The 23,236-nt window shown below is 71.2% G+C and carries 15 protein-coding genes and 2 pseudogenes; 15 read left to right on the top strand and 2 right to left on the bottom strand.

Annotated features, from left to right (window positions below; all coding sequences use genetic code 11):
• Nucleotides 1-74: 74 nt before the first annotated feature.
• The 5 genes and pseudogenes from ABZ622_RS28960 to ABZ622_RS28940 all read left to right on the top strand — a co-directional run.
• Nucleotides 75-928 (top strand): annotated as a pseudogene (locus tag ABZ622_RS28960) (ABC transporter ATP-binding protein); the annotation flags it as partial.
• Nucleotides 929-1,024: 96 nt separating this feature from the next.
• Nucleotides 1,025-2,089 (top strand): iron-siderophore ABC transporter substrate-binding protein, encoded by a 1,065-nt coding sequence (locus ABZ622_RS28955; RefSeq protein WP_360548159.1) that lies wholly within the window; start codon nt 1,025-1,027, stop codon nt 2,087-2,089.
• A 32-nt stretch (nt 2,090-2,121) separates the two neighbouring features.
• Nucleotides 2,122-4,248: an iron ABC transporter permease gene (locus ABZ622_RS28950; RefSeq protein ID WP_360548091.1), complete on the top strand. Its 2,127-nt coding sequence runs from the start codon at nt 2,122-2,124 to the stop codon at nt 4,246-4,248.
• Between the two features lie 166 nt (nt 4,249-4,414).
• Nucleotides 4,415-5,517, top strand: a pseudogene (locus tag ABZ622_RS28945) (peptidase C39 family protein).
• 166 nt (nt 5,518-5,683) lie between these two features.
• Entirely contained in the window at nt 5,684-7,240 is a 1,557-nt protein-coding gene (locus ABZ622_RS28940; RefSeq protein WP_360548089.1) for a DUF4832 domain-containing protein, read from the top strand.
• Nucleotides 7,241-7,321: 81 nt separating this feature from the next.
• On the opposite strand, the gene ABZ622_RS28935 is transcribed toward ABZ622_RS28940, so the two are convergent.
• Together ABZ622_RS28935 and ABZ622_RS28930 are read right to left on the bottom strand one after the other, a co-directional pair.
• Nucleotides 7,322-8,371, bottom strand: a complete 1,050-nt coding sequence (locus tag ABZ622_RS28935) for a hydroxyacid dehydrogenase (RefSeq protein ID WP_360548087.1) — start codon at nt 8,369-8,371, stop codon at nt 7,322-7,324.
• Nucleotides 8,372-8,624: 253 nt separating this feature from the next.
• Complete coding sequence (locus ABZ622_RS28930; RefSeq protein WP_360548085.1) at nt 8,625-9,710, bottom strand: substrate-binding domain-containing protein; 1,086 nt, start codon at nt 9,708-9,710, stop codon at nt 8,625-8,627.
• Nucleotides 9,711-9,901: 191 nt separating this feature from the next.
• On the opposite strand from ABZ622_RS28930, the gene ABZ622_RS28925 reads away from it, so the two are divergent.
• The 10 genes from ABZ622_RS28925 (at nt 9,902) to ABZ622_RS28880 (ending at nt 23,224) form a co-directional block, all read left to right on the top strand.
• Complete coding sequence (locus ABZ622_RS28925) at nt 9,902-10,885, top strand: ABC transporter permease subunit (protein WP_360548083.1); 984 nt, start codon at nt 9,902-9,904, stop codon at nt 10,883-10,885.
• Nucleotides 10,882-11,769: a carbohydrate ABC transporter permease gene (locus tag ABZ622_RS28920; RefSeq protein WP_360548081.1), complete on the top strand. Its 888-nt coding sequence runs from the start codon at nt 10,882-10,884 to the stop codon at nt 11,767-11,769. The genes ABZ622_RS28925 and ABZ622_RS28920 overlap by 4 nt, the downstream gene beginning before the upstream one ends.
• A gap of 54 nt (nt 11,770-11,823) precedes the next feature.
• Nucleotides 11,824-13,485: an extracellular solute-binding protein gene (locus ABZ622_RS28915; RefSeq protein ID WP_360548079.1), complete on the top strand. Its 1,662-nt coding sequence runs from the start codon at nt 11,824-11,826 to the stop codon at nt 13,483-13,485.
• On the top strand, nt 13,482-15,359 hold the full coding sequence (locus ABZ622_RS28910) for a heparinase II/III family protein (RefSeq protein ID WP_360548077.1): 1,878 nt from the start codon (nt 13,482-13,484) through the stop codon (nt 15,357-15,359). The genes ABZ622_RS28915 and ABZ622_RS28910 overlap by 4 nt, the downstream gene beginning before the upstream one ends.
• Nucleotides 15,356-16,324, top strand: coding sequence for a family 43 glycosylhydrolase (locus ABZ622_RS28905; RefSeq protein ID WP_360548075.1), 969 nt, complete (start codon nt 15,356-15,358; stop codon nt 16,322-16,324). Before ABZ622_RS28910 ends, ABZ622_RS28905 begins: the two co-directional genes overlap by 4 nt.
• A complete protein-coding gene (locus ABZ622_RS28900) occupies nt 16,321-18,273 on the top strand; it encodes a DUF2264 domain-containing protein (RefSeq protein ID WP_360548073.1) in 1,953 nt (650 codons plus the stop codon). Before ABZ622_RS28905 ends, ABZ622_RS28900 begins: the two co-directional genes overlap by 4 nt.
• Nucleotides 18,274-18,334: 61 nt before the next feature.
• On the top strand, nt 18,335-20,497 hold the full coding sequence (locus ABZ622_RS28895; RefSeq protein WP_360548071.1) for an alpha-galactosidase: 2,163 nt from the start codon (nt 18,335-18,337) through the stop codon (nt 20,495-20,497).
• A gap of 175 nt (nt 20,498-20,672) precedes the next feature.
• The gene (locus ABZ622_RS28890) at nt 20,673-21,467 is read left to right on the top strand and encodes a sugar phosphate isomerase/epimerase (RefSeq protein ID WP_360548069.1); all 795 of its coding nucleotides are present in this window, start codon (nt 20,673-20,675) and stop codon (nt 21,465-21,467) included.
• Entirely contained in the window at nt 21,467-22,588 is a 1,122-nt protein-coding gene (locus tag ABZ622_RS28885; protein WP_360548067.1) for a Gfo/Idh/MocA family oxidoreductase, read from the top strand. Before ABZ622_RS28890 ends, ABZ622_RS28885 begins: the two co-directional genes overlap by 1 nt.
• Nucleotides 22,589-22,726: 138 nt before the next feature.
• Complete coding sequence (locus tag ABZ622_RS28880) at nt 22,727-23,224, top strand: hypothetical protein (RefSeq protein WP_360548065.1); 498 nt, start codon at nt 22,727-22,729, stop codon at nt 23,222-23,224.
• Nucleotides 23,225-23,236: the final 12 nt, after the last annotated feature.

The raw sequence follows: 23,236 nt of genomic DNA, 5'->3' as shown, positions 1-23,236 counted from the left end.
GTCCGCGGCCCGGCCGGCAACGGCCGGACGGAGGGTGCCGCAGTCGTTGCCCCTCCAGTCATCCGGACCCACCGATGCTCACAAGCTCTTCCCGGCGCGCCGTTCGGCGTGCCGTCGACCCCGCCACTCCCACAGCCACCCTCAACGGTCATGACCTGGTGCTGCGGTACGGCGGGACGCCGGTCGTCCACGGCGTCTCACTGACCCTGGAGCCCGGCCGTGCGACCGCTCTGGTGGGACCGAACGGCAGCGGAAAGTCCACACTGCTGCGCGCGCTCGCCCGACTGCACCCGGTGGACGACGGCCGGGTGACGCTCGGCGCCCGCGACGGACACCCCGAGCGTGCGGCGGCCCTGCTCAGTGCACGCCGGTTCGCGCGCGAGGTCACCCTGTTCTCCCAGTCGAGGCCCGCGCCACAGGGCTGACGGTCTCGGAGGTCGTGGGGTTCGGGCGTCACCCGTACCGACGCGGCTTTGCCGGCCTGTCGGCCGACGACCGGAGCGCCATCGAGCACGCCATGGATGTCACCGGCGTGCGGGACATGGCCGACCGGCCGGCCGGGGAACTCTCCGGCGGGGAGATGCAGCGTGTCTGGCTCGCGGCCTGCCTGGCCCAGGACACCGGCGTCGTGCTGCTGGACGAGCCGACGAACCATCTGGACCTGCGCTATCAGATCGAGGCGCTCGACCTGGTGCGCGACCTCGTCGAGGAACACGGCGTCGCGGTGGGCATCGTGCTGCACGACCTCGACCACGCCTCCCGGATCGCGGACACGCTGGTCCTCATGCGCTCCGGCCGTGTGCACGCGACGGGCGCACCCGTCGACGTCCTCACCGCACAGAACATCGGCGAGGTCTACGACATTCGCGTCGAGGTCGAAGTGGACCCTCGCACGGGCCGTCTTCGCATCGACCCACTCGGGCGGCACTCCCCGGAGCAGCGCATCGGCCGCCCCGACGGCTCGCTAGAAACCGCTCCACCCAATCATCGGAAATCCACTGAATCATCAGAAAGAGGATCCGTAATGAATCGTGCCCGTCGCCTGGCGGCAGCAGCCGCCACAGGGCTCGCCGTCCTGCTCACCTCAACGGGCTGCGGCACGACCAGCGTCGAAAAGACCACGGCCGCCGGCACCGAGGCGTCGCCGTCGTCGAAGAGCTGCGCCGGGGACGCCACCACGACATCGACGAAACCGGTGTCCTTCAAGGACGGCGTCGGCCGGCAGGTGAAGCTCGACAAGCCCGCCGAGCGGATCGCGGTCCTGGAATGGCAGCAGATCGAGGACGCGCTCACCCTGTGCGTGACCCCCGTCGCGGTATCCGACGCGAAGGGGTACAGCACCTGGGTGAGCGCGGAGAAGCTGCCCGACGGGGTGAAGGACATCGGTACCCGTGAGGAGCCCGACCTCGACACCCTCTTCGCGGCGAAGCCCGACCTCGTCGTCGTGGAGGCGTTCAAGGCCGACGACGAGATCATCAAGAAGCTGGAGAAGCGGGGCGTGCCGGTGCTGGCCACGCTGGGGGCGGATCCGGCCGACCCGATCAAGAACATGCAGAACGTGTTCAGCATGATCGGCAAGGCGACGGGGCGCACCGAATGGGCCGACCAGGTGCTCAAGGAGTTCGACGAGCACCTCGCCACGGCCAAGAAGCAGGTGACCGCCGCCGGTCTGCCGACGAAGGACTTCCTGTTCTTCGACGGATGGCTCCAGGGCGGCAACCTCACCGTCCGCCCCTGCGGCAAGGGCGCCCTGTTCACCGCGATAGGCGAAGAGCTCGGCATGACCCCCGCATGGACCGACGACGTCAACAAGGCCCACGGGAACGGCGGAGTCGATCCCTCCTACGGCCTCGCGCAGACCGATGCCGAGGGACTCACCGCCGTGGGGAAGGCCAACCTCTTCTACGCCAACGACGAAGGAGCGGGAGGATACGTCGCGGCGCTGGAGAAGAACCCGATCTGGAAGTCGCTCCCGGCCGTGAAGGAAGGCCGCGCGCACGCGTTCCCGGCGCGGGTGTGGGGCGCGGGCGGTCCGCGCTCCTGTGAGCAGGCGATCGACGCGTACGTCGACGTGCTCGACAAGAAGTGAACACAGCGCGAGAAGCGAACACAGCACAAAAGGTGAACACCCCGCGAGAGGTGAGCACCCCGCAGGCACCGGCCCCGGGACGGAAACCGCAGCCGCGCACCGGTCGCGACCGCGGCTCCGCCGGGGCGGCCGTCCTGGCGCTCCTCCTCGTCGCGGTCGCCCTGGTGGGCATGTGGCACCTGACGCAAGGGACGTCGGGCGTGGGCGTCCGGGATCTGGTGCGGTACTTCGCCGGGGACGGAGAGAACACCGGCGGGGCACCGGTCGGCGAGATCTTCACCGGATCGCGCCTGGCGCGCCTGCTCGCGGGCGTGGCAGTGGGCTTCGCCCTCGGCGCCGCCGGCGCACTGCTGCAGTCCGTCACGCGCAACACGCTCGCCTCCCCGGACACCCTCGCGGTCACGGCCGGGGCCTACTTCACGCTCTCCCTCGTCGCGGCCTTCGGCCTCACCGTTCCCCTGTGGGCGTCGGGCGCCGTAGCCTTCGCCGGCGGCCTGCTCGCGGCGGCACTTGTGCTGGCCCTCGCGGGCCGGGCCGCGGGCACCACGGGCACGCGCCTCATCCTCGCCGGATCGGCGATGGCGATGGCGATGGCCCTGGACTCGGCGACCGCGATGCTGCTCATCCTGTTCGAACAGAACACGACCGGCCTGTTCGCCTGGGGAAGCGGCTCGCTCGCACAGCTGAACATCGACGCGTCGATACGCACCTTCCCCCTCATGGCCGTGGTGCTGTACGTCGCCCTGGCGCTGTCCAGGAAGCTGGACGTGATGGGCCTGGGCGACGACGCCGCGTCCTCCCTCGGCGTGCCGATCCGTACCACCCGGGTGATCGCCGTGTTCTGCGCGGTGCTCCTGACCAGCACGTCGGTGACGCTCGCGGGTCCGATCGCCTTCGTCGGACTCGGCGCGCCCGTCCTGGCCCGCCTGATCGCGGGACGGGTCCGGGCACTGCGCCGGCACCTCCTGCTGGTGCCCGCGTCCGGGCTGCTCGGCGCACTGCTCATTCTGCTCGCGGACGCGTCGCTGCGCGCGGTGCAGGGGGCCGGCGAGGCCGCCTCCATTCCCACGGGCGTACCTACGGCGCTGCTCGGCGCCGTTGTGATCGTGGTCCTCGCACTCCGCCTGCGCGACACGGGCGGGCTCGGGCAACCGCCGCGCGCACGGGTCGCCACACGGTCGCGCCGGTCGTTCCTCCTCGTCGTGACCGGCGCGGTGGTGCTCCTGGCCGCGGCGGTCCTCGTGGCGACCCTCGCGGGGAGCCTCTGGCTGCGGACGGGGGACATCGTGCTCTGGAGCAGGGGAATCGCCCCGGACCTGATCGGCCAGGCGCTCGACGACCGGGTCCCACGCGTGGTCGCCGCGGTGCTCGCCGGCGCGGCGCTCGGACTGTCCGGATGCGTCGTGCAGAGCGCGGTCCGCAACCCGTTGGCGGAGCCGGGCGTGCTCGGCATCACGGCGGGTGCCGGGCTGGGGGCAGTGAGCATCGTGACGTCGGGCCTGTCCGGCGGACGGCCGCTGCTCATCGCCGCGGCGGTGGCGACGGGGCTCGCCACGTTCGCAGTGATCGCCCTACTGGCCTGGCGCGGCGGCTTCCTGCCCGACCGGTTCGTACTCATCGGCATCGGCTGCGGATACGGCCTCAGCTCCATCACCACCTTCCTCCTGCTGCGCACCGATCCGTGGAACACACCCCGGATCTTCACCTGGCTCTCCGGCACGACCTACGGGCGCACGCTGCCCGACGTCGTACCGGTCGCGGTGGCGCTGGCGCTCGCGCTCCCCGTGCTGCTCGGCATGCGTCACCGGCTCGACCTGCTCGCCGTCGACGAGGACACCCCGCGCGTGGTCGGTGTCGGGCCGGCACGCACACGCTTCGCCGCACTGACGATCGCTGCGGTGCTCGCGGCGCTCAGCGTGATCGCGGTCGGCGTCGTCGGCTTCATGGGGCTCGTCGCCCCGCACCTCGCCCGGTCGCTGGTGGGCGCCCGGCACGGCCGTGTGATCCCGGTCGCGATGCTGTTCGGCGGGCTGCTGGTCTGCGTTGCCGACGCCCTCGGCCGAACCGTCGTCGCGCCTGCCCAGATGCCGGCAGGCCTCATGATTTCCCTGGTCGGCGCGCCCTACTTCATCTGGGTGCTCCGAAGGTCGCGTGCATGACGCCGGGCGCAGCGTTGCGGATCGAGGTGCGCCCGCGCCCGATCGCAGTACGCCGGCCCCCGGACCGCCGAACGGCCGGACCTCCGGATCCGAGTCCGCGCCGCCGCAAGGACCCTCGGCCGACGCCCCGTCCCTCGCCCCCTGCGACCCACCAAGGAGTGCCGGAATGCCGCCCCGTCAGGACATGCTCGTGAAGAGCACCGTCGTCCCGTTCGAGCCCGCCGCGCTGCCGGCCCGGTTGAAGCGGCTCGGACACCACGACGTGCTGGAGCGCTGGTGTGCGGTCGACCGCTCCGCCCACTCCCCGCACATCGTGGCCGTCGCGGGTGACGACGACGAGGACTGGGTCGCCGCCGCACTCGTGACGGCCCGCCCGCACACGGCCTATCTCAAGATCGTCGATGCCGTCGGCGACGTGCCGGCGGCCGTCGAAGCGGTGGTCGCCCACGCACGCAACCGCGAGCTCGCACAGGTCAAGTGGGAAGGGTGGACGGTGACCCCCGAGGCCGCCACCGAGGGCTTCGTCCCCCTGAGTCCGCCGCTCACGCACGCCGAGGCAGCGAGCGGGCCCGGTGCCGGCCATGTGCGCTGGCTGCACGACGAGGCGGTCGCCGAGCCCCCGTACTACGGCCAGACGACACACTTCACATGCGGCGCCGTCACGGCCCTGGTCGCGCAGGCGCACGCGGGGCGGCTGCCGCAGGAATCGCTCGACCGCCGGGCGGAGCTGACACTGTGGCGCGACGCGACGAACTTCCCCGCGTGCGAACCCGTCGGACTCGGCGTCGCCGTGCGCCGGGCATGGCCGTCGTCCCCGGTCACCGTCTTCCTCGATGTGGACCGGCCCGTCCTGCTCGGCCACTACCCGGAGACGAACAGGAGTGGCGCGCCGTGCTCCAGGAGACGTCGCGGGCGGAAGCCGGACAGGCCGGTGTCCCGATCGACTCACATCATCTGTCCATGACGGCGATCCGGAGCGCGCTCGGCCGACAGGAGCACGTACTGCTCCTGGTCTCGCTCGCGGAGATGCAGGGGTTCGACGTACCGCACTGGGTGCTCTGCCACGGCCTGGTGCCGGGCGCCGTGGTGATCGAGGACCCATGGACCAACACCACCGCAGGTGACACCTGGGTCGATGCCCATCTGCTGCCCGTCCCGAATCCCTCACTCGACGCGATGTCGACGATGTCGCCGGACGGCTTCCGGGGTGCCGTGACCATCGGCGGCGCGGAGCGGCGCACCGCACTCCCTCCCGAGCCGGGTGCTTGAGACGAAGGCAGACACAAGGCCCGGCGCCGACCGGTTCCGGGTTCCTTCGCCGCGTCCTCATGTGCGATCGATGTGCGGTCGACGAAATGGCCTTGTCGCGTACATCGGTTCCGAGCAGTCTTCCGTGTGACAGCGCGAACGCGTGTTTCTCCAGAGGAGAGGATCCATGGCTGCCCCCATGCGAAAGATCAGCCGCAGGACCGCACTTGGGCTGGGACTGGCGGTGGGAACATCGGCCGTCGTACTCCCCGGGACCGCGGCCGCGCGTCCTCACGGACCGGCCGGCGCCAGGCATGCGCGGGTGGCGCCGACGAAGGTGTTCACCGCCGACCGCTCGACGGTCCTGCGCAATCCGCTCAACGGTTGGGTGCTTTACGGGGACACCTCGTTCCCCGACGACTTCTGGACGTCACGCGACGCCATCAGCGTCCCCGGCGTCGATGGCACCGTCCGCGCGTCGGACTACGCCTCGACGTTCTACCTGCGGATCGCCTGGTCGCGGCTGGAGCCGTCGGAGGGCGTCTACGGCTGGGACACCGACGAGGACCTGAAGGCCGCGATCGCCACCGCCCGGGAGCGTGGGCTGCGGCTGGCGTTCCGGGTGGTCGTGGACAGCCGCGACAAGTCGTACGGCTTCACACCGGACTTCGTACGGGACGCCGGTGCGGCCGGCTACGAGACGCAGACGGGCAGCAGGACCGTGTGGTCCCCCTACCCGGACGACCCGGTGTTCCAGAAGAAGTACGCCGCTTTCGTAAGGGCGTTCGGGAAGCGGTTCAACGACCCCGGCACCGTCGACTTCATCGACGGCTACGGCCTGGGCAAGTGGGGCGAGGGCCACACCATGAAGTACGTCGACTACGCGAACCGCGAGCCGGTGCTGCGCTGGATCGTGGACCTGTACGCGGCCGCGTTCACCCGCGTCCCGCTCGCCATCAACTACCACCGGCTCATCGGCGCCGAGAAGGACTGGGGCGCACCGGACGCGGACAGCGAGCGGCTGCTGGACATCGCCGTGGACCGGGGATTCATGCTGCGGCACGACGCGTTCGGCATGACCACCTACTACGGGGACTGGGAACGCGCCTACGCCGAGAAGTGGCGCTACCGACGGCCGATCCTGATGGAGGGCGGCTGGGTGACGACACAGCACAACTACACCGTCGACCCGCGGGGGTACGAGACCGTCGCCGACGTCCGGAACGGGGAGTTCGATGACTCCGCGGAGGCCCACGTCAGCGCACTGGACTTCCGGAACGGCGAGACCCTGTCCTGGTTCACCGGCAGCTTCGACCTGGTGAAGAAGGGCGTCGCCGAAGCCGGATACCGCCTGTACCCGACGACGGTGAAGGCGCCGGCGCACGTCGTCGCAGGCGCCACCGCCAGGGTGCGCCACGATTGGACCAACCTGGGCTGGGCCAACCTGCCCAACGACCTGCCCCAGTGGAAGAACAAGTACCGGCCCGCCGTGGCCCTGCTGAGAGCGGACGGCACCGCCGCACACGTCTTCGTCGACAGCGGCTCCGATCCGTCCGCATGGCGCAAGGGAGCCGTGGTGAGCCACACGTTCCGGGCGCGCCTGGCCGGGGTGGCGAAGGGCGGCTACCGGTGGGGGGTGGCGATCGTCGACACCACGCGCGGCAACACCCCGGGCATCGAACTCGCCGCGAAGGAGGCCACCGCAGGCGGCTGGCTGGTCGTCGGGGGCGTCACGGTCCACTGACCCGGCAACGCCGAACAGCCTCCGGACGTCGCGCCGGAGGCTGTTCACGTGGCGCGCCGCCCCATCCGGGCGTGCGGCGGCTCAGGCCTGGACCGCGAACTCCTCCGGCCGGATCGGGGCCAGGAGCGTGCCGGTGGCCGTGAACGCGAGCGTCTCGCGGATCGCGTTGGCGGCCAGCCGCCTCAGCTCGTTGCCCATCGAACCCGCGATGTGCGGCGTGATGAACGTGTTGGGCGTCGTGCGCAGCCGCGCGCCGGCGGGAAGGTGCTCGGGCTCGGTGACGTCCAGGACCGCGGCGACGTCGCCCCGTTCAAGACGGTCGGCGAGCGCCTCCTGGTCGACGATCGCACCGCGTGCGGTGTTGATGAAGGTGGCCCCCGGTCGCAGGCGTTCGATCAGCGTACGGTCGATCATGCCGCGGGTGGCGGGCAGCAGCGGCGCGTGCAGCGAGACGATGTCGCTGCACGCGACCAGTTCCGCCAACTCCACTCGCTGCACACCGAGTTCGGAGGCCTCGGCGTCATCCAGACACGGGTCGGCCACCACGATCCGTACGTCGTAGTCCCGCAGCCGCTCGATGACCGCGCGGCCGACCCGGGAGGCGCCGATCAGCCCGACCGTGATGCCGTGCAGGCCGACCTCGGGCCAGTCCTTCTCCAGGTCCACCGGCCCGTCGTCGCGGCGCAGTGACTCCGCCGCGGTGAACGTCCGCTTCGCGGCGAGCACGATCATCGCCACCGTGTACTCGGCGACCGGGACGGCATTGGCCGCGGTGCTCGATGTGACCGCGACGCCCCGCGCCCACACCTCGTCGTCGACGACCGGGCGTACCGTGCCCGCCGAGTGCACCACGGCTCGCAGGTCGGGCAGCAGGTCGAGCCGCCGGGCGTCGAGCGGGGCGGTGCCCCAGCCGGTGAGCAGCACCTCGACGCCGTGGAGAAGTTCGAGGTCCCCGGGCACGTCCGGATCCAGCGGACGGTCCGCGAGGAGCCGTGCCGTGCCGGACTCGTGCAGGGCCGAGAGGTCGGCCCGGCTGAAGACCCGCCGGAAGGTCGCCTCGGGCATGGCGAACGCCACGGGGACGGCGCGGCGCGAACCGGATACGGGCGCGGGCTTCGGTGCCGATGTCATGGGGGTCCTACCCTTCGGGAGTGGTCTGTTCCGGCCGCTCATGCCGTTCATGAACACGCCGGGACCCGGGACGGCGGCTCGATCGGCAGCCGGAAACGGCCGGCACGGCCCTCGCCACCTCGGTCGCGGGGCCCGTCGGAGGGAGGCCTCCGGCGGGCGGTGAGCAGCGCTGTCCATGCCAGCCCCTGGCCATGTTCGATGTCAAGATCCGCAGAGCGATCGCTCATCAAACGAACATGACGGCAACCGTAGTTCAGCGTGGCGGCGCGGACGAATCCCGCACGGTCAGCGTCGGGGCGAGGGTGATGTGCCGTTGGGCGAAGGGCGTCTGACCCGCCGCCGAGATGCGTTCGAAACAGGCGGTCGCGGCGAACCGGCCGACATCGTGTTTCGGCGGTGCGACCGCCGTCAACGGTACGGTCGCGAGCTTGGCGACCTCGTCGTCGTAGGCCACGACGGAGAGATCGCCGGGAATCGAGACACCCAGATCCATGGCCGTGGCGACGAAGTCGAGCGCGTAGTGGTCGGAGTGCACCAGCACCGCGGTGGTGCCGGTGGCACGGCAGCGGTCCAGGAAGGCACCGGTCTGCCGGGCGATGCCGGAGGTGTCGTCGATGATCTCCACCGGCGCGTCGTCGGCCAGCCCCAGATGCCGCACGGTCCGCCGGTGCCCGCTGAAGAGCTGACGGGTCGTCGGGGTGTCGAAGGTGGCGACGCCGATGCGCCGGTGGCCGAGACCCGCCAGATGGCGGACGGCGGTCGCGGCACCGGCGTCGTGGTCGCTGCGCACGGACTCCAGGGTGTATCCGACGGGCGCCTCGGCCACGGCCCGCTCCACCGCGATGACCGGCATCGGCGCCGCCTCCAGCCGTTCGAACGTCCGGTAGGCGTCCGCGACGGTCGTGGTGACGAGCAGACCGTCGACACCGCCGGCGATCAGGCTCTCGATCTGCTGCCGCTCGTGGTCCGCGTCGTACCCGGACACCCGCAACACCACGCGTCCGCCCAGCGCGGTCGTCCGTTCCACCACGCCGCCGACGATGTTCGGGTAGTAGTAGCCGGGGTCGGGAACGATCAGGCCGAGCGTGTACAGCGCGCGGCCGTCGTCGGCGACCGTACGCGGGACCGGCCGGGAGACCATGCCCCCGGTGGGGTCGGTCTCCACCGTCACCGCGCCGCCGTGCACACGCCGCAGCAGCCCGCGATCGGCGAGTTCGGTCAGGTCACGACGGACCGTCATGGCGGAGATGTTCTCGCGCGCCGCGAAGTCGGTCACCAGCAGACTGCCGTGTATCCGCAGCTCCGCCAGGATGCGGTCGTGCCGTGGGTGCAGGTGCATCGTCGCCCCCCAATGTTTGATTTATGTTCGGATGATCGCTCACACTTGACCGTCATCGTAGGGCCAACTCAGGATGACCAGACCGCTCAGGACGAGCACCGGCCGGCCGCCGTACGGGACAGCCCGGCCCATCCCAACTCCGCCCACCGCAAGAGTGCGTGGAGCCACGTCTGTCGAGGCGAAGGAGCCACATGGGCACGACGCTCGAAGCACCTGCTTCAGCCGAGGGGAGCAGGTCGTCCGGGAAAGCGCCGGCGACACGGAAGACGTCGTTCGTCGCGCGGTTGCGTCGTGACAGTCCGCTGCTGTTCATGGTGATGCCCGCGGTCCTGCTGCTGCTGTTGTTCATGTACCTGCCGCTGCTGGGCAACGTCATCGCGTTCATGGACTACCAGCCGTACATGTCCATCGGCGACAGCCCGTGGGTCGGCCTCCACAACTTCCAGGTGCTCTTCGAGGACCCGGCGTTCTGGCGGGCGACGGTGAACACCCTGCAGATCACGTTCCTGCAGATAGTGCTGTACTTCCCGGTGCCCATCGCCCTCGCCCTGCTGATCCACTCGCTCACCTGGCCGTGGCTGCGGGCGGCGGTGCAGTCGGTGCTGTACCTGCCGCACTTCCTGTCGTGGGTCATCGTCGTCGGCTTCTTCCAGCAGTCCCTCGGCTCGGGCGGCGTGCTCAACCAGACGCTGCGGCAGCTCGACCTGACGACGATCAACGTGATGTCCGACCCCTCCACCTTCAAGCTCCTGCTCACCGCGCAGGTCGTCTGGAAGGACGCGGGCTGGGGCGCGATCATCTTCCTCGCCGCGCTCGCGGCGATCGACGACTCCCTGTACGAGGCGGCGGCCATCGACGGCGCGGGAACATGGCGGCGCTTCTGGCACATCACACTCCCCGGGATCCGGCCGATCATCGTCCTGCTCCTGATCCTGCGGCTCGGCGAGGCACTCAACGTCGGATTCGAGCAGATCCTGCTCCAGCGCAACGCCGTGGGCGCCGACACGGCAGAAGTCCTCGACACCTACGTCTACTTCCACGGCGTGATCGACGGCAACTGGAGCGTGGGAATCGCGGTCGGCCTGATCAAGGGAGCCGTCGGATTCCTCCTCATTCTCGCGGCGAACAAGGCCGCGCACCGCCTCGGCGAGCAAGGAGTGTATTCACGGTCATGAGCACCATCGTCCGCCCCGCCTGGCAGGGCAAACCGAAGCCCGTCGCGCTCGCGCTGAAAGCACTCGCGGTCGTGCTGGCACTCGCCCTGGTCCTCTTCCCCTTCCTGATCGTCTTCTCGACCAGCGTGTCCGACAGCGAGTCCATCACGGAAGCCGGCGGATTCGTGCTCTGGCCCGACTCCTTCACACTCGACGCGTACACCCAGGTCTTCGAAGGCGGCGTCGTCACCCGGGCCGTCGTGGTGTCGACACTGGTCACCCTGGCCGGCACGGCGATCAGCCTGACAGCGACCGTGCTCGCGGCGTACGCGCTGAGCCGTCGCGGCGCCCTCTTCCAGCGACCGTTGCTGACCTTCGTCCTCGTCACGTTCCTCTTCACGCCCGGGATGATCCCGCTGTACCTGACGGTGAAGGAACTCGGCCTGCTGGACAGCTACTGGGCGCTCGTACTCCCCACCGCCTTCAGCGTGTTCAACATGATCGTCGTCCGCGGCTTCATGATGGGGATACCGCAGGAACTCATCGACAGCGCGAAGATCGACGGCGCCGGGGAGTTCCGCATCCTGTGGCACATCAGCCTGCCCCTGTCCCGCGCGGTGGTCGCCGTGGTCGGCCTGTTCTACTCGGTGAGCTACTGGAACGCCTTCTTCAACGCCCTGATCTATCTGAACGACAGCACGAAGTGGCCCCTGCAACTGGTGCTGCGGACCTACGTGCTCCAGGGCTCGGCCCTCGTCGACTCCGGCGGTGACCAGGCGGCCCCGCCCGCGCAGTCGGTGCAGATGGCCGTGGTGCTGATCGCGATCGTCCCGATTCTGCTGGCCTACCCCCTGGTGCAACGCCATCTCACCAAGGGCGTCCTCACCGGCGCCGTGAAGGGCTGAGACAGCACCGCCCCGGGCACGCACATCACCGGTACACGTCGAAGGAGACGCACGATGAACCGTTCCACCTCGCCGGGACTGAGCCGGCGCGACCTGCTCAGGGGCACGGCCCTCGGAATCGCCGCCCTCGGCACGGGGCAGGCGCTCGCCGGCTGCTCGGGCTCCGGCGCGGGCACCGCGGTGTCCACCGACATCGCGAAGCTGCCCGCCTACGTCCCCATCACCAAGGGGCCGGTCCCCGACCTCAAGGGCAACGGCACCGTGCAACCGGTGTACTACCGCTCGCCCGCCGAGAGCGGACTGTTCCGGTCGGTCACGGGGAAGCCGGGTTCCGGCGGGGAGACCTCGGCGTTCGTCGTCACGTACTACTCCCCGCCGCCCGCGGCCAACAGCTACCTGTCGTACATGGGCGAGCAGGTGAACACGAGCTTCGACATCCAGCTCGTGCCGGGGGACTCCTACGCGTCCAAGTTCGCGACGATGACGGCCGGCGGCGACCTGCCCGACCTGGTGCAGTTCCTCACCTTCGCGCCGCCGCAGGGATACCCGCAGCTGCTGGAGGCGAAGTTCCAGGACCTGTCCGAGCACCTGTCCGGCGACAAGGTCAGGAAATACCCCAACCTCGCCAACCTCCCCGAGGCCTCGTGGGCGAGCGCCCGCATCAACGGCCGCATCTACGGCGTCCCCGAACCGCGCCCGCCGTTCGGCAGCATCCTCGTCTGCCGCCCGGACATCATCAAGGAACTCACCGGGCAGGAGCCCGCACCGAAGAGCGAGGCCGACTTCACCGCGTTGTGCAAGGAGGTCACCGACGCCAGGGCCAACCGGTACGCGATCTGCGGACAGGGCGGCGCCAACGGCGTCGAGTGGGGCTTCGACATCATCGGCGCAGTCTTCGGCGTACCGAACGGCTGGAAGCTCGACGGGGGCAAGCTCGTCAACAAGTACGAGACGGACGAGTGGATCCGGACCATCAGCTACATCAAGAAGCTCCACGCGGCCGGCTACTACCACCCGGACACCCCCAGCCTGGAGAACTCGCAGGCCAAGACCTACCTCGCCAACGGGACCGTCCTGATGCACATGGACGGCATCTCCTCGCTGCTGGACACGACCCTGCCGAAGGGCGTGGTGCTGGGCGCCGTCGTCCCGTTCGGCTCGGACGGCGGCAGGGGAGCCAACTACCAGGGCACGTCGAGCTTCGGCTTCACCGCCTTCAAGAAGGCGGGCCGGAACAAGATCGAGGAACAGCTCGGCATCCTCAACTACCTTGCCGCACCCTATGGTTCCCAGGAGTACTTCAAGATCCGCAACGGCAGGGAAGGCGTCCACTTCACCCGCGACGGCGACACCGTGGAACTCACGAAGACCGGCCGGACGACGGTCGAACCCAGCGGCCTCTTCCGCGTCACCGAGGGCCCCCAGGTGCTGACCAACCCCATCCGGATCGACGAACAGCTCCGGCGCTCCCACGCCTGGCAGGTCGCCACCCAGGACATGCTGGTCGAGAACCCCGTACAAGGGCTCTACTCGCCGGCCGCGTCACGCTCGGGCTCGGCGACGAGCGCCCTCAACGACACCGTCAACAGCTACATCCTCGGGCGCGCGGACCTGAACGCGGTACGGTCCGCGATCTCCTCCTGGAAATCCTCCGTCGGGAACACCGTCCGCAAGGAATACACCCAGCAGCTCGACAAGCAGGGAAGCCGCACATGACCTCCGAACCCTCCTTCCTCTCCCGGCTCACCCCGGACGCGCGAGCCGCGCTGCGCGTCCGGGCGTGGTCCCCGGCACCGCCGGTGGGCGACCGCCACGGCTGGGCACACCTCGGCGAGCGCGACCGCGCGGCGCTGGCCCGCGCCGCGGCCGACTGGCGCGACAGGGCGGCACAGTACGTGCCGAGTCTCAGCGCCTGGGCGGCCTACAGCCGGGACGGCGACCGCCGCCCCCATGAACGGACCGAGCACGCCCTGCTCGGACACCTCGCCTCCACGGCACTGCTGCTGGCGGCGGACGACAAGGACGAGGACGCCGTCGCGCTCGGCGACGCCGTCTGGCGCCTGTGCGAACTGTCCGCCTGGTGCCTGCCCTCCCACTACGCGCTCCCCGAGTCGGGGCACCGCCCCTTCCTCCCGGAGCCGGGCCGTGACGTCCTCGACCTCGCCGACGCCTACACCGGCGCACTGCTCGCCTCGGTGGACGCCTTCGCGGGCGCCCGCCTGGAAGAGCTCTTCCCCGGGATCCGCGGCCGCGTCCACCACGAGATCCGGCGACGCGTCCTCGGCCCCTGGGAGAGCGAGACCTACTTCTGGCACGGCGTCGACGCGCCGCCGAACAACTGGGCCCCCTGGATCGTGTCGAACGTCCTGGTGTGCGCGGCGGTGACCGAGCCGGACCGGGACAGGCTGGAGCGGACCGTAGAGCGTGCGCTGGTGATCCTCGACCGGTTCCGCGCCGGCTACGACGAGGACGGCAGCTGCGACGAGGGCGCCACGTACTGGTGGTGGGCGGGCGCGACCCTCTTCGAGGCCCTGGACCTGCTGGGGGAGATCACCGGCGGCGCCTTCGACGGCTTCACCGTGCCCCCGGTCGCGGCGATGGCGTCGTTCCCGGTGGACATGCAGATCGGCCCCGGCACACAGGTCAACTACTCCGACGGCTCGCCCGTGCTGCCGGAGAACGCCAACTGGCACCTGCTGGCCCGGTTCGCGGCCCGTGTCGGTGACCAGGACGCCGTGCGCCACGCCCGGTGGATGGGACGTCGCCAACCCCTGCGGTTCGACGGCCAGCTGGCGCCCCTGTTCCGAAGGACGCTCGCCGAACTCCGGTCCCCGGGCTGGGCGTCGGAGGGTGAGGCGGCACCGGGTATGCCGGCCTCGCGGTATCTGCCCGGCACCGAGATCGCGGTCGTACGGGAGCGACGGGGGTCCGCCTCCGGTCTGTTCGTCGCCGCGAAGGGCGGCCACAACGATGTGAGCCACAACCACAACGACGCCGGCGGTGTCATCGTCTCCCTCGACGGCGAGCCGGTCCTCATCGACGTCGGTGTGGGCGTCTACCGCCGCGAGACCTTCCAGCCCGACACCCGCTACACGATCTGGACGATGCGCAGCCCCTGGCACAACGTACCGCTGCCCGACGGCGTCGAGCAGCGGCACGGCAAGGAGTTCGGGGCGCGGGGCGTCACCTTCGAGGACGACGGCACCGTGGCCCGGCTGCGGATGGACCTCGCCCCCGCCTATCCGCCGGAAAGCGCACTGGTGCGCTGCGAGCGGTCCGTCGAACTCGACCGCGAACAGGGCGCCGTACTGCTCCGCGACGACTGGACCTTCGAGGCACCCCGCACGATGACCCTCGTCCTCATGACGGCACTTCCACCCGTCCCCCACCCGGAGGGGCTCCGGGTCGAAGCCGCCCTGCTGCGGGCCGACACCCAGAACTTCGACGTCCGCACCGAGGCGATCGACCTGGACGACGACAGACTCCGGCGGGTGTGGGGCGACCGGGTGCACCGCACCCTCCTCGTCCAGCGGGAGCCGGCCACCCGCGCCGGGCACGTACTGCGCATCGAACGAGCAGAGGAGGCATGAACCACACGACATCCGGAGCGATCGAACCCGGACGGCTCTTCCACGACCAGCACGGCCGGACCGCACAACTGCACGGCATCGGCATACTGCGCCTCGGCGACCGCTTCTGGGCCTGGGGCGAGGACAAACGCCGCGGCGGCACGTTCTCCGCGATCGCCTGCTACTCGTCGCCCGACCTGGCCACCTGGCGGTACGAGGGCGACTCCCTGACCGCCGGCACCGGCGACCTCGCCCCCGACCGGGTGGTCGAGCGGCCGAAGGTGCTGCACCACGCGGCCACCGGCCGGTACGTGATGTTCCTGCACATCGACTCCGCGGACTACACCGACGCCCGGGTCGGCTTCGCCGTCGGCGACCGACCCGCCGGACCGTACGAGTACCGGGGCAGCGTGCGGCCGCTCGGCCGGCTCAGCCGCGACATCGGCGTCCACACCGAGGACGGCGTCGGCTACCTGCTGTCCGAGGACCGGGACCACGGGCTGCACATCTACCGGCTCACCGACGACTACCTCGCCGTGGACTCCCTCGTGTCGACGACCCTCGCGGACCACGGCAGGCACGGCTACGAATCACCCGCACTGGTACGCGTGGACGGCACCTACTACCTGTTCGGCTCCGACCTCACCGGCTGGACGACCAACGACAACCGGTACACGACCGCCCCCGTGCTCACCGGCCCCTGGGCACCCTGGCGGCTGTTCGCCCCCGAGGGCTCGGCGACCCACGACTCACAGATCAGCGCGATCGCGACGGTGTACGGAACCGAGCGCACCAGCCATGTCTACCTGGGCGACCGGTGGCTGCCGGACCGGCTGGCCGACTCGCCCCCCGTCTGGCTGCCGCTGCACATCGGCGGCGGCCGGGCACGCCTGGAATGGAGCGACCGTTGGAGCGTCGACACCACGAGCGGCAACATCTCCGCGCACGACGAGCCGGCCCGCCCGCACCGGAGCACCGCCACATGAGCCAGGCGCCGCCCCCCTTCGCCCTGCCCCCCGACGACCACACCCGCTCGCCCCTCACCGGCTGGACCCGCACCCACTGGGAGACCACCGGCCTGCGCTGGCTCGACCACGTCCGGCGCCACGACAGCCCCGGCGGGGCCCTCCCGCGTCTGCCCGGCCGGGTCACCCCGGACGGCGAACGCCGCGAGAGCATGGAGACCGTCGGCCGCTCCTTCCTCCTCGCCGCCCCCCTGCTCACCGGCGCCGACGAGAAGACCGCGGAACCGCTCGCCGAGCGCTACGCCCGCGCCCTGCTCGCCGGCACCGAGCCGGAAGGCCGCGAGTCATGGCCGCGCGGCGTCACCTGCCGCGCACCCGTCACCGGCGTCACCAACTCCATCGTCGAGGCCGCGAACATCGCGTTCGGCCTGTACATCAGCCGCGACCGCCTCTGGGACCGGTTCACCGCGCCCGAGCGCCACCGCATCGCCGACTGGCTCAGGCACCACGCCCGCCTGGAGGTGTGGCACAACAACTGGCAGCTCTTCCCGGCGATGGCCGAGGCATTCCTGCGGTCGGTGGGGGAGGACACCTCGGGCTGCACCGGCGAACGCAACGTGCGCCGCGTCGAGTCCTGGTACCTGGAGCAGGGCTGGTACACCGACGGCCCCGAGCACGCCATCGACTACTACAACGCCTGGGCCATCCACCCCTACCTGTGGGCCTGGTACCGGATGACGGACCGGGTCACCACTCCCGAGGGCGACCGCCACCTCGAACGCCTCGGCGCGTTCGTCACCTCCTGGGCGCGGACCGTCGCCCCCGACGGGTCGATGCTGCACATGGGACGGTCGCTCAGCTACCGCACCGCCGCGCTCGCCGCCCTGTGGTGCGCGGAGATCTCCGGCGTCAACCCGCTCCGGCCGGGCACCACCCGACGCCTCGCCTCCGGGGTCCTCGCCCGGTTCGTCGCCCACTGCGTCGGCATCGACCGCCCCCTCGACCTGGGCTGGTACCGGCCCTACGAGCCGATCGCGCAGAGCTACAGCGGCTTCGGGTCGGCCTACCTCGCGGGGATCGGCTTCCTCGGTCTCGCCCTCGCCCCGGACGCCCCGGTCTGGACGGCCGTGGAGGAGCCGCAGCCCACCGAGACCGACCACGGCACGCACGCGATGCCTTCGCTCGGCTGGCTACTGACCACACAGCGGGACGGCATCGTCCGGCTCACCAACCACGGCAGCGACCACTGCGAGATCCCCGTCGAACCGACCCGCCCGGACCCCGACGACCCGCACTACGCCAAGCTCGCGTTCTCCTCCCACACCGCCCCCGGCACCGGCGCCGCCTGGCAGGAGAACGTCGACTCCCACCTCGCCCTCGTCGACGCCGAAGGCCGGGCCAGCCGCCGCGGGGCGATCAGGGCGATGCGGGTCGACGGCACGATCGCGGGGTCGGTGCACCTGCCTCAGATCGACGGACGGCAACTGCCCGGCTGCGCGGTGGTCTCCGTCTCGCTGCCGGACGGCGAACACGAGGTACGCGCCCACCTCGTGCGCTCGCCCGGCGGACGGACGGTCCGGGAGGGCGGCTGGGCCGTCGCCGACGACGTACCGCCGACCACGCAACTCGACCCGGACGCCCCGTCGGTGACCGTGACGAACACCGGAGGCCTCACCGCACGCATCACCGGTCTCCACGGCTACGACGACGCCCGCGTGTTCCGCTGCCGGGACGCCGACGCCCTGGGCCCCTTCTCCGCCGTCCCGGCCCTCTTCGCCGCCGCCCGCGCCGGGGACACCGTACTGGTCAGCCTGCACACCCTCACCCGTACCACCACGACCACCCCGCCCGAACCGCCCGTCGTGCGCGTCGACGGAACCCTCGTGACGGTGACCCGGCCCGGTGGCATCCGGAAGTCCGTCGATCTCGCGGCCTTCGTCCCCTGGGACGGACGCCTTCTAGGGGTATGACCCCAACGCGACCCCGCACCCCGGCCGACCGCGGACCGGGACAGACCGTACGGAAGGCATCATGCGCTCCGAACCAACTGCCTCGATCGTCCACCTGCGCGCCCGGACGGTGAGCGTCGTCGTCGACCTCGGCGACGGCCGCCTCCCGGAGATCGTCCACTGGGGTGCTCCCCTCGGCGACCTCGACGACACCACCCTCAGCGCCCTGGTACGCGGCGCCGTCCGCGACGTCGCCCCGAACGGCCCCGACAGGCCGGTACGGCTCGCGGTCCTGCCCGAGGCGAGCGAGGCATGGCTGGGCCGCCCCGGCATCAGCGGCAGCCGCGGCGGCGCGGACTGGTCGCCCCTGTTCACCACGGAACCGCCCGAGACGACCGAACGCTCCCTGCGCGTCCGGGGCACGGACACCGCCGCCGGACTCTCCGTCCTCGTGGAACTCGAACTCGACGAGGAAGGACTGCTGCGCACCCGCGCGACCCTCGACAACACCGGCGCCGACGACTTCCAACTGGACGACCTGAGCCTCGCGTTGCCCCTGCCCGCACGGGCCCGGGAAGTCCTCGACCTCGCGGGCCGCTGGAGCATGGAACGCACTCCGCAGCGGGCGCCCCTGCGGGTCGGCGCCTGGGTCAGGGAGAACCGGCGCGGACGCACCGGCGCCGAATCGCCCCTGGTGCTCTCCGTCGGCACCCCCGGGTTCGGCTTCGCCGCCGGCGAGGTCTGGGGCGTACACGTCGGCCACAGCGGCAACCAGCGGCACTACGCGGAACGCCTCGCCACCGGCGACCAGGTCCTGGGCGGGGGCGAACTCCTGCTGCCGGGTGAGATCGTCCTGCCGCCAGGCGGGAGCTACACCAGCCCCTGGCTCTACGGGGCCTACGGGGACGGGCTCGACGCGCAGGCCGCTCTGTTCCACCGGCATCTGCGGGCCTCACCCGCGCACCCCGGCTCCGCGCGGCCCGTCACGCTCAACGTGTGGGAGGCCGTCTACTTCGCGCACGACCTCGGCGTACTCGCCGAACTGGCCGACATCGCCGCGTCCGTGGGCGTCGAGCGGTATGTCCTGGACGACGGCTGGTTCCGCGGGCGCCGCTCCGACCGCGCCGGCCTCGGGGACTGGACCGTCGACCCCGAGGTGTGGCCCGACGGCCTGCACCCGCTGATCGATCATGTCCGTTCCCTCGGCATGGAGTTCGGCCTGTGGTTCGAACCCGAGATGGTCAGCACCGACTCCGATCAGGCCCGCGCCCACCCGGAGTGGATACTCGGCACCGGCGGCCGGCTGCCGCTGCTCTCCCGCCACCAGCAGGTGCTCGACCTCACCCACCCCGGCGCCTTCGCCCACGTCCTGGACGGCATGACCGCGATCCTCACGGAGTACGACATCGCGGCCGTCAAGTGGGATCACAACCGCGACCTCGTGGACGCCGGGCACGGGCCGTCCCGGCGGCCCGGTGTCCACGCCCAGACCCGCGCCGCGTACCGGCTCATGGACGAACTGCGCCGCCGCTTCCCGGTGTTGGAGATCGAGTCGTGCTCGTCCGGCGGATCGCGCATCGACCTGGGCGTGCTCGAACGCACCCAGCGCGTCTGGCCGTCGGACTGCAGCGACCCCCTGGACCGCCAGCGGATCAACCGCTGGACCACTCAGCTCGTACCGCTCGAACTCCTCGGCACCCACATCGCCTCGCCCCGCTCCCACACCACCGCCCGCACCCACGATCTGTCGTTCCGGGCGGCGACCGCCCTCTTCGGACACATGGGCGTCGAGTGGGACCTGCGGGCGGCCGACGAGCGGGAACGCGGCGAGTTGCGGGACTGGTTCGCCCTGTACCACGCCTACCGTGGCCTGCTCCACACCGGGCGGCTCGTACGGGAGGACCCCTGGGACGACAGCCTGCAGCTGACCGGGGTGGTCGCACCCGACCGGAGCCGTGCCCTGCTCTCCCTCGCGGTGACCGGGCGCTCGGAGGTGGTCCGGCCGGGCCGTTTCACCTTCCGCGGCCTCGACCCGGCCCGCCGGTACCGGATCAGGCCGGTGCGAGCGGGGGAGAGCGGGCCACCGGAATCCGGGCCGGAGTGGTTCGGCACCGATGCCCGGGGCGTAGTCCTGACCGGCGCGGCATTCGCCCACGCCGGACTCCAGTGCCCGCCGTCACCCCCCGAACAGGTTCATCTGTTCGACGTCACGGCCGTGGACGCCGCGACGGACACGACCGCGTGACACCAACGGGCCGGAGGCGAAGAGCTCCCGGCCCGGAACACCGCACGCCCTGCCGGACCCCACCGACCCGGCGGGCCGGCCGTCCCGCCACGTGCGGACCCGCCACTTACGCACCGCCGGCCGGGCCGGTCACCGTTCGGCCCGCAACCCACCGTTGAACCCGAAGGGACACCGAATGCCCACATCCCGGTTGTCACTCCAGCTCTACTCCATGCGCGACGCGCTCCGAGCCGACGAGGACGGCACCCTGGCCCGCCTCGCCGAGATCGGGCTGCGCAACGTCGAGGTGTTCGACTTCGTCCACCGTCCGCGAGAACTCGCGGACGCCCTCGCCCGGCACGGGCTGGCCGCACGCACGGGGCACGCCGCCATCGCTTCCCCCGGCCAGACCCCGGACACACTGCGGCGGACGTTCGACGCGGCCCAAGTGCTGGGCCTGGAAACGGTGTTCGAGCCGATGGTGCCGGCCGCCCGATGGGCCGAGGCACGGGAGATCGACAGGACCGCGTCACTTCTGAACGAAGCGGCCGCCCTCGCCGCCGGCCACGGGCTGCGGGTCGGTTACCACAACCACTCGCAGGAGTTCACCCCCACCATCGAGGGCGTGAACGCCTACGACCGCTTCGTGGAGCGACTGGACGCCGAAGTGGGGCTGGAGGTGGACGTGTACTGGGCCTCGGCCGGCGGCAAGGACGCGGTCGGGCTGCTGCGCCGGCTCGGCCCCCGCGTGCGGGCGCTGCACATCAAGGACGGCGCCGTCATCGACGACCCGCACACGTCCGGCGCCCCGTTCGACGTCGCGCTGACCCGGCAGGTCCCGGCGGGGCAGGGCGAGATCCCGGTGGCCGCCGCCCTGGCCGCCGCCCCCGACACCGCGTGGGCGGTCGTGGAGTTCGACCACTACGACGGCGACATGTTCGACGGCGTGGCGGGCTCCGTGGCGCACCTCAACGAGAAGGGAATCGTCTGATGAGCTCCCGTCCTGGTCCGGTCGGTGTCGGCATCATCGGCGCCGGCAACATCAGCGAGCAGTACCTCTCCACATTCGGCCGGTTCCCCGACACGGACGTACGGATCGTCGGCGACGTCGCCGTCGACCGCGCCGAGACCCAGGCCCGGAGGCACGGCGTCGGTGAGTGGGGGAGCGCGGCGGACGTACTCGCCCACGACGGCGTGGAGATAGTCGTCAACCTGACCGTCCCCGCCGCTCACGCGGACGTCAGCACGGCAGCCGTCGCGGCGGGCAAGCACGTGTGGTCGGAGAAGCCCCTCGCCGTCCACCCGCTCGAAGCACGCACTCTCCTCGACCGGGCGGCGGCAGCCGGACTGCGGGTGGGCGTCGCCCCCGACACCGTCCTCGGTCCGGGTGTACAGACGGCACGCCGGGCGATCGCCCGAGGGGACATCGGCACCGTGCTGTCGGCGCAGACCTTCATGCAGACCCCCGGCCCCGACGCCTGGCACCCCGACCCGGAATTCCTCTTCGCCGAGGGAGCCGGCCCGCTGTTCGACATGGGCCCCTACTACCTGACGATGCTGGTCTCCCTGCTCGGGTCAGTGACGCGGGTGTCCGCCGTGGGCTCCACCGGGCGCAAGATCCGCACGATCAGGGCGGGAGACCGCGCCGGAACGGAATTCGCCGTCGCCGTCCCCACCCATGTCTCGGCACTCGCCACGTTCGAGAGCGGGGCGAGCAGCCAGAGCGTCTACAGTTTCGACTCCCACCTGGTCCGGAGCGGGGTCGTGGAGATCACCGGCACGGAGGGCACCCTGGCCGTACCCGACCCCAACACGTTCGCCGGGGACGTGCGGATCACCCGGGGACTCTCCGCGGACGGCGAGGCGCGGTGGGAGCCGGTCGAGCCGGTCGGCATCGAGGCGGGCCGCGGACTCGGGGTACTGGACATGGCCCGGGCCATCCGCACCGGCGAGCCGCACATCGCCACCGGAGACCTCGGCCACCACGTCCTGGACGTCCTCACCGCCATCGACCGGTCCATCGTCTCCGGGGAGACCGAACACATCGACAGCCGGGCCGGAACCATCCCGCTGGTCCCGCCGGACCGCGACCCGTACGCGGCCACCCTCTGACCCGCACGGCCCGCTCCGGCCCCACCGGCGCGGGCCGCGGCCGCCGTCCGACGGCTCGGTCGGTGAACGGTCTCGGGAGCGGGCGGTGGGCGTCGGGCGGGTAGGGGAGTGCGCGGGGGCGTACGGCAGAATCCCACTGTGGCGTCTTTGGAGGGCTTGGCCGAACTGGAAGCGGGCATGGCAGCGCTGTCCACCCCGATGAGGGTGTACGTGGAGGCCGGGCGGTTCACCGAGCCCGCCCCCGACCTGCCGGAGCTGGCGGCCCGGATTTGCGGGCTGCTTGCCGTGGTGGCGGCGGACGAGCCCTGGCAGCGCTTCCTGCGCGGATACACCCCGCCGTCCGTTCCGGAGATCTGTGCCGCTCTGGAGCCGGTGGAACCGCACGGCGCCGCCTCGTTCCTGGCCCGGGTCGCGGCTGTCGACCTGGTCTGGCCGAGCCACCGGCACCTGCCCGCCGAGACCGCCGAACACGCGGCGGTCCGGGTGGTGTCCCTGCTCGGACCGGAGGCCGTCTGGTGGACCAACCATGACGTCGACTGCGGCGCCGTGAACGGGCTCACCCCGCTGTTCGACAGCCTGCTCGCGGGGACGAACGGTGAACACTTCGCACTGGCCCTGCAGATCGCCGACGACTGAGGTCTCGTTGAC

Origin of the sequence: Streptomyces sp. NPDC007164 (assembly GCF_040634135.1) — a bacterium.
GTDB lineage: Bacteria > Actinomycetota > Actinomycetes > Streptomycetales > Streptomycetaceae > Streptomyces > Streptomyces sanglieri.
Note: the sequence above shows the minus strand (reverse complement) of the source record. Positions and strands in the feature narration are given on the sequence as shown.